Source organism: Micromonospora sp. M51, from assembly GCF_018070305.1.
GTDB classification, from domain to species: domain Bacteria; phylum Actinomycetota; class Actinomycetes; order Mycobacteriales; family Micromonosporaceae; genus Micromonospora; species Micromonospora parva.
Genome location: NZ_JAGPXZ010000300.1, coordinates 1 through 6,860, shown reverse-complemented (window position 1 = coordinate 6,860; position 6,860 = coordinate 1). Strand labels below are relative to the sequence as shown.

Here is a 6,860-nt window from a genome sequence, read left to right as displayed (position 1 = left end):
GGTACTGGAGCCGACGAACGACTCGGCCGCCGGTCTGCCGGTGGGCAGTGCGGTGGTGAACACGGCCGGTGGGCTCGGCGGTCCGCGGGGGGCGATCCGGGGTCATGAGCGGTTGATCCGTCACCCGGATCCGCAGGATCATCCGGAGGTCGTGGAGGCGTTGCGGCACGAGTTGTGGGCGGCGCGTCCGACGGGGTCGGTACCGCCGGTGGTCTTCGCTGGTTACGCCCGGCCTCTGCTCGGCAACGATCCGCGCCATCGGGCGGCCTTGGCGGGGCAGGCGCACGGGCCGGCCGCCCTGTTGGGCCGGGCGGTGGACGTGGCCCGTTCGACGGTTGCGGTGCCGTTGGGGCCGGCGGCCGGGCGCAACCTCGCGGTGCTGGGCTCGGGCACCGCGGCGGGCGGGCTGTTGGCGACGGCGGCGCGGAGCACAGCGGCTCACCACGCACCGGGTGGCGCCCGTTTCCTGGTGGCGGCACCGGACCCGGGCTCCCGGGCGTTGGCGCAGGCGTTGACGGCCGAGTTGGCGGCCCGGCATTCGGCCGAGTTGGTGGATCTGCCGACGCTGTTCGCGGACACTGCCGACGACCTGCCGACGTACCTTGTGGTGTTCGGGCTGGACCGGCCGGGTCCTCGGGAGTTGCCGGTGGACCGGCTGCGGTCGCTACTGCGGGACGGGCCTCCGGCGGGCAGGCATCTGCTGGGCTGGTGGCGTGCGGTGCCGCCGTTCGCGGCGTTGTTCGAGCCGGCGGGCGAAGTCGACAAGCTGGCTGCGGTGGCAGTGCTGGACGTGCCGGTCGCGCAGCTCACCGCGGTCTTCGGCCGGCCGGTCGAGTGGCACGCGCGCCCCGACCGGGCGGTGCTCTGGGACGGCCCGGACGAGCGGGGCACCGTCCTGGTGCCGTTCGCCGACGGGGCCGGCTGATCGGGTGGCGCGGGTGGGGGGTGCCGAGGTGAATTCGAACGCGACGGTGACCGGGCCGGGGCGACAGCGGGCCGCTGCGGCGACCGGGGACGCCACGCTGCCGGCTGTCGAGCCCAGCACGGCCTGGGCGGGGTATCTTGCGGCCGCCCGTCAGTTGGACGGGGTACGCCGTAGCGCTGCTGCGGCCGCCGGTGAGCAGGCCCGGTCGGCGGAGGCCGCGCGGGAGGAGTTGACGGTGCTCCGTACCGGGCTGGCGAGCCAGCAGGAACGGCTGCGTGAGTTGGGCGTACCGGCGATCTCTCTGGTGCCGTCGCCGCCGGAGGTGTCGGAGGCGGCCCGGTCGATGGCGGGTGGTCCGGCGGCCGTGCTGGCGGCGTTGCGGTCCGCGCGGGGGTGGGCCGAGGCGGCCGACGCGGCGTTGGCCGCACGCCGCCGGATCCGGCCGGGGTCCTGGCCCGCGCGAGCGCGCAACCTCCTGGTGTACGGGCCGTTTGCGCTGCTGGTGCCGTTGATCCAGGTCGTGGTGCTGGCGGCCACGGGGGTGGGACCGGCGACCGTGGCGGCGCTGATCTGTGGGCTGCCGATGCCGGCGGTGGCGTTCGTCGCGGGTTGGATCGGCATCGGGCGGTTGTTCCGGGTCAGTCCCACCGAGCGGTTGGACCGTACGGCGCGTTTCGGCGCGTTGGTGTGCCTGGTGCCGGCGGTGCTGGCCACGGCCGGGCTGCTGCTGGCCCTGCTCGCCGGCTGACGGGCACCAGGGACGCAACGGCCGGCCGTCCCCGCCAGGGGGTGTCGGCCGGCCGTGTGCGTCGGGTTGTCAGCGGGGGATGATCAGCGCCATAGCCTCGGCCCGCGACTTGGAGTCCGTCTGCAGGATGCCGCGTACGGCCGACGTGATGGTCTTGGCGCCGGATTTCTGGATGCCCCGCATCGCCATGCACATGTGCTCGCATTCGAGCACGACGACGACGCCGCGGGGTGCGAGTTTGCTCATCAGCAGGTCGGCGACCTGCGAGGTGAGCCGCTCCTGCACCTGCGGGCGGCGGGCGAAGACCTCGACGAGCCGGGCCAGCTTGGACAGGCCGGTGATCCGCCCGTCGGGGCCGGGGATGTAGCCGATGTGCGCGCTGCCCCGGAAGGGCAGCAGGTGGTGTTCGCAGAGGCTCATCACGTCGATGTCCCGGACGATGACCAGCTCTTCGTGGTTGGCCTCGAAGGTGGTGCTGAGCACCTGGGCCGGGTCGACCCGCAGGCCGGCGAAGAGTTCGGCGTACGCGCGGGCGACCCGGGCCGGGGTCTGTTGGAGTCCGTCGCGGTCCGGGTCCTCGCCGACCGCGATCAGGATCTCGCGGACGGCCTTCTCGATCCGGCCGAGGTCGACAGCGTCCTCGACGGGGCGGCCGGTCAGCTTGCCGCTGATCAGCCGCGCGGCCACGTAGTCCAGTTCGTCGTCGCCGTCGGGTTCGGTCGCGGAGACGGCCAGCTCCCGGTGTGGGGGGCTGGCCGTCGGGTCGTTGCTCAGTGCGTGCCGTCCGAGTTGTTGGACGGCGCCACGCCGCCGACCGACGCCTGCGCGCCGTCGGCCTGGGCCTGCGCCTTGAGCTTGTCCTTCTCCGCAGGGGTGAGCACGGGCGGCTCGGTGGAGGGTTGACGCTTGCCGAAGCCGTTGTACGGTGCCAGCGGCGGGCGCTTGACCACCCGGGAGCAGATGCGCGCCATGTCGGCGGTGGAGAGGGTTTCCTTCTCCATCAGCTCGAGCACGATGTTGTCCAGGACGTCCCGGTATTCCACCAGGATCTCCCAGGCCTCGTCGTGCGCCAGCTCGACAAGTGCCCGCATCTCACCGTCGATCTCGGCGGCCACCGAGTCCGAGTAGTCCCGCTCGTGGCCCATGTTGCGGCCGAGGAACGGCTCGTCCCCGCTGGTGCCGTACTTGATGGCCCCGAGCTTGGAGCTCATGCCGTACTGGGTGATCATCGCGCGGGCCAGTTGGGTGGCCTTCTCGATGTCGTTGCCGGCACCGGTGGTGGGCTCGTGGAAGACCAGTTCCTCAGCGGCCCGACCGCCCAGCGCGTACGCCAGGGTGTCGATCATTTCGGCGCGGGTCTGGGTGTACTTGTCTTCGGTCGGGAGCACCAGGGTGTGGCCCAGCGAGCGGCCACGGGACAGGATCGTCACCTTGTGCACCGGCGCGGCGTGCGGCAGCGCCCAGGCGACCAGCGCGTGGCCACCCTCGTGGTACGCGGTGATCTTCTTTTCCTGGTCGCTCATCACGCGGGTCCGTCGCTGCGGACCGGCGATCACCCGGTCGATCGACTCTTCGAGCGAGTCGTTGGTGATCGCGCGCTGGTCCTTACGGGCGGTGAGCAGGGCCGACTCGTTGATCACGTTGGCCAGGTCGGCGCCGCTGAAGCCAGGGGTGCGCCGGGCCACCGAGTCGAGGTCGACGTCGGGGGTGAACGGCTTGCCCTTGGCGTGCACCCGCAGGATGGCCTTGCGGCCCTCCATGTCGGGGGCGTCGACCGGGATCTGCCGGTCGAACCGGCCCGGACGCAGCAGCGCGGGGTCGAGGATGTCCGGCCGGTTGGTGGCGGCGATCAGGATGACCCCGCCCTTGGTGTCGAAGCCGTCCATCTCGACGAGCAGCTGGTTGAGCGTCTGCTCCCGCTCGTCGTGGCCGCCGCCCATGCCGGCGCCGCGGTGCCGGCCGACGGCGTCGATCTCGTCGACGAAGACGATCGCCGGGGCGTTCGTCTTGGCCTGCTCGAACAGGTCACGGACCCGGCTCGCGCCGACACCGACGAACATCTCGACGAAGTCGGAGCCGGAGATGGAGTAGAAGGGCACCCCGGCCTCGCCGGCGACCGCGCGGGCCAGCAGCGTCTTGCCGGTGCCGGGCGGGCCGAACAGCAGCACGCCCTTCGGGATCTTGGCGCCCAGGGCCTGGTACTTCGCCGGGTTCTGCAGGAAGTCCTTGATCTCGTGCAGCTCCTCGACGGCCTCCTCGGCACCCGCGACGTCCGCGAAGGTCGTCTTCGGAGTGTCCTTGGTGATCATCTTGGCCTTGGACTTGCCGAAGTTGAGCACCCGGGAGCCGCCGCCCTGCATCTGCGACATGAAGAACAGCAGCAGGAGGACGAGCAGCGCGATCGGCAGCAGGTTGACCAGCAGGCTCACCCAGATGCTGTCCGAGGAGACCTTGGCGTCGGCGGGGCCGGTGACCCGGTTGGCCGCCTTGGCGTCCAGCACCTCGTTCCAGATCTGGTCGCCAGCCTGGTACGGGAACTGGGCCTCGATCCGGTCGGTCTCGGTCTTGCCGAACTTCGTCTTCTGGGCCAGATCCAGCTGGAGCGTCTGCTCCTTGTCCTGGAAGACAACCTTATTGATCTTGGCGGTGTGCAGTTGATCGAGCGCAACGGAAGTGTCCACGCGGTGGTAGCTGGGACCAGCGGTGAACAGCTGACTGAGCACAACGGCGCCGAGGATGACCAGGATGATCCAGACCACCGGTCGGCGGAAGAAACGCGTACGTTCCATACTGTTGTCGAGCGCCGGAGCGCCCGCATCCTCCTGATCGACGTCCTGACCGTCTGATGGTGTCGCCGCGCTGAGCGGCGGCCGGAGCCGCCGTGCGGGCCGGCTCGACCCCGAGACGCGAAAACTGCCGCGCCGCGGTCATTCGACGGTACACCGTGTACGCGAGGAGTGAGCTTGCGAGCCCCGCAGTCGTACACAATCACAGCGGTGTGCGCGAGGAGTGAGCTTGCGAGCCCCGCAGTCGTGCACCATCAAAAGACCGAGGACGCCGACAGCGAGCCTGCGAGCCTCCGCACTCGGCGCGCCTTCGACATCGACGACACGCACCGTGGGCAGGCCCACCAGCCCCGCAGCCAACGTACGGCGAGTCCGGGTGGAGCCGGCGTGGCGAGGAGTCCGGCTCGGCCACCCGAACGCCCGGTCACGCGATCGAGGGGGTCGAGCGCGGAGTAACCTCCGGGCCACCGTGCTACACGGTAACCGCATCAGCTGAGAGCGCGCTGAACGTCGGCTTGATGGATGCCGATGCGAGTTGGGCTCATTACGCCCGAGGGGCCACCCCGACGGGGTGGGACCCGTGGTCAGGAGCGGGCGTAGACCTCGGGCTTGAGCACCCCGACGTAGGGCAACTCCCGGTAGCGCTCACCAAAGTCGAGGCCGTACCCGACCACGAACTCGGTGGGGATGTCGAAGCCGACGTACTTCACCGGGACCGGCACCTTCACCGCGTCCGGCTTGCGGAAGAGAGCGACCACCTCGACGCTCGCCGCCGACCGGGACTCGAGGTAGCGCAGCAGCCAGGAGAGCGTCAGGCCGGAGTCGACGATGTCCTCGACGACGACCACGTGCCGACCCGCGATGTCGCGGTCCAGGTCCTTGAGGATGCGGACGACCCCGGAGGAGGTGGTGCCCTGGCCGTAGGACGAGATGGCCATGAAGTCGAGCTCCGCCGGCGGGCCGTTGCGGCCCAGCGCCCGGGCGAAGTCCGCCATGAACATCACCGCACCCTTGAGGACGCACACCAGCAGCAGCCCGTCGCCCACGTGGGCGTAGTCGGCGGAGACCTGCTTGGCCAGCTCCGCCGTCTTCTCGCGGATCTGCGCCTCAGAGATGATCACGTGGTCGATGTCGGCGTCGTACCAGGAGCCGTCAGCCATGACTCCTAGCCTGCCGTACGTCTGCTGGCCTCCGTCGGCGGGGCCGCACCTTTTGGCGCGGTCCCGCCGAGGATTTTCTGGGCAAACAACGCCAATCACATCAGTTGGTACGTGACTGCCAGCGGCGGCCGTCGTCGCTGGGCTTCCAGTCGGCCGAGTCGTGGCTGTCGACGGTGAGGCCGGCCGCCGAGGCGGCGACGAGCAGGACGAGGAACAGGAGGAAGAACAGGAACTCCATGGCGGCGCTCGCTTTCGCATGGTTGCTGTCGGTTTCGCCGCCGGTGCGCACCGGACTGAGACCAGTCTGCGACCTGCCGGAGCAACCGGACAGTGGCAGGAATGCCATTGGTCATCGATTTACTGCCACCTGTCGGGTTACCCTCGTCACATGCTGCGGTCAGTTGCCGTCCTCGCCCTCGACCAGGTCGCTCCCTTCGAGCTCGGCGTACTCGCCGAGGTGTTCGGCACCGACCGGACGGCCGACGGTTTCCCCGCCTACCGCTTCCAGGTGTGCAGCCCCGACGGCGATCCCGTGCGGACCTCGTCCGGCTTCCACCTGACCCCACACGCGGACCTCGGCCCGGTCGACGAGGCCGACCTGGTGGCCATCCCCGCGCACAGCCAGGGCACCACCGTCCCCGGCCCGGTGCTCGACGCGCTACGCCGTGCCGACGCCCGCGGAGCGCACCTGTTCAGCGTCTGCTCCGGAGCCTTCCTGCTCGGCGAGGCCGGCCTGCTCGACGACCGCGAGTGCACGACCCACTGGCGGTACGTGGACGAGCTGCAACGCCGCCACCCCCGCGCCCGGGTGCGCTGCAACTCGCTCTACGTCCAGGACGGCCGGCTCCTCACCAGCGCCGGCACCGCGGCCGGCATCGACGCGTGCCTGCACCTGATCCGCCAGGAACACGGCTCGGCCACCGCGACCCGGCTGGCCCGGCGGATGGTGGTCCCGCCGCACCGCGACGGCGGCCAGTCCCAGTACGTCGAGGCGCCCATCCCGAAGGCGCCCGAGGCACCCACCCTCGAACCGGTGCTGGAGTGGATGATGGGCCACCTGGACCGGACGATCACCGTGGAGGAGCTGGCCGCCCGCGCCGGCATGGCACCCCGCACGTTCGCCCGCCGGTTCCGCGCCGAAACCGGCACCACCCCGCACGACTGGCTCACCAACCAGCGGGTGCTGCTCGCCCGCCGGCTGCTGGAGGAGACCCCGTTGAGCGTGGAGGCGGTCGCCGACC

General features: G+C 70.8%; 6 protein-coding genes and 1 pseudogene. 3 read left to right on the top strand and 4 right to left on the bottom strand.

Going from position 1 to position 6,860, the window contains the following annotated elements:
- Positions 1-925 (top strand): annotated as a pseudogene (locus KBX53_RS17340) (cell division protein FtsK); the annotation flags it as partial.
- Positions 926-1,022: 97 nt separating this feature from the next.
- Complete coding sequence (locus tag KBX53_RS17335; protein ID WP_247675765.1) at positions 1,023-1,673, top strand: hypothetical protein; 651 nt, start codon at positions 1,023-1,025, stop codon at positions 1,671-1,673.
- A 69-nt stretch (positions 1,674-1,742) separates the two neighbouring features.
- Here the strand turns inward: KBX53_RS17335 and folE are convergent, their stop codons facing one another.
- From folE to KBX53_RS17315, 4 genes are all read right to left on the bottom strand, one after another.
- Positions 1,743-2,408, bottom strand: a complete 666-nt coding sequence (gene folE / locus KBX53_RS17330) for a GTP cyclohydrolase I FolE (protein WP_030328001.1) — start codon at positions 2,406-2,408, stop codon at positions 1,743-1,745.
- A 35-nt stretch (positions 2,409-2,443) separates the two neighbouring features.
- Entirely contained in the window at positions 2,444-4,462 is a 2,019-nt protein-coding gene (ftsH, locus tag KBX53_RS17325; RefSeq protein WP_030328003.1) for an ATP-dependent zinc metalloprotease FtsH, read from the bottom strand.
- A 581-nt stretch (positions 4,463-5,043) separates the two neighbouring features.
- On the bottom strand, positions 5,044-5,619 hold the full coding sequence (hpt, locus tag KBX53_RS17320) for a hypoxanthine phosphoribosyltransferase (RefSeq protein ID WP_030328005.1): 576 nt from the start codon (positions 5,617-5,619) through the stop codon (positions 5,044-5,046).
- 100 nt (positions 5,620-5,719) lie between these two features.
- A complete protein-coding gene (locus KBX53_RS17315; protein ID WP_167337263.1) occupies positions 5,720-5,857 on the bottom strand; it encodes a hypothetical protein in 138 nt (45 codons plus the stop codon).
- A gap of 150 nt (positions 5,858-6,007) precedes the next feature.
- Here KBX53_RS17315 and KBX53_RS17310 point away from each other — a divergent pair.
- Positions 6,008-6,860 (top strand): GlxA family transcriptional regulator (locus tag KBX53_RS17310; protein WP_210860353.1); only part of this gene is annotated, 853 nt, incomplete at its 3' end.

What these genes read in the sequence shown, in the direction of transcription:
- hpt (WP_030328005.1), bottom strand. Translation starts at nt 5,619, where the DNA reads ATGGCTGACGGCTCCTGGTACGACGCCGACATCGACCACGTGATCATC.
- KBX53_RS17315 (WP_167337263.1), bottom strand. Translation starts at nt 5,857, where the DNA reads ATGGAGTTCCTGTTCTTCCTCCTGTTCCTCGTCCTGCTCGTCGCCGCC.
- ftsH (WP_030328003.1), bottom strand. Translation starts at nt 4,462, where the DNA reads ATGGAACGTACGCGTTTCTTCCGCCGACCGGTGGTCTGGATCATCCTG.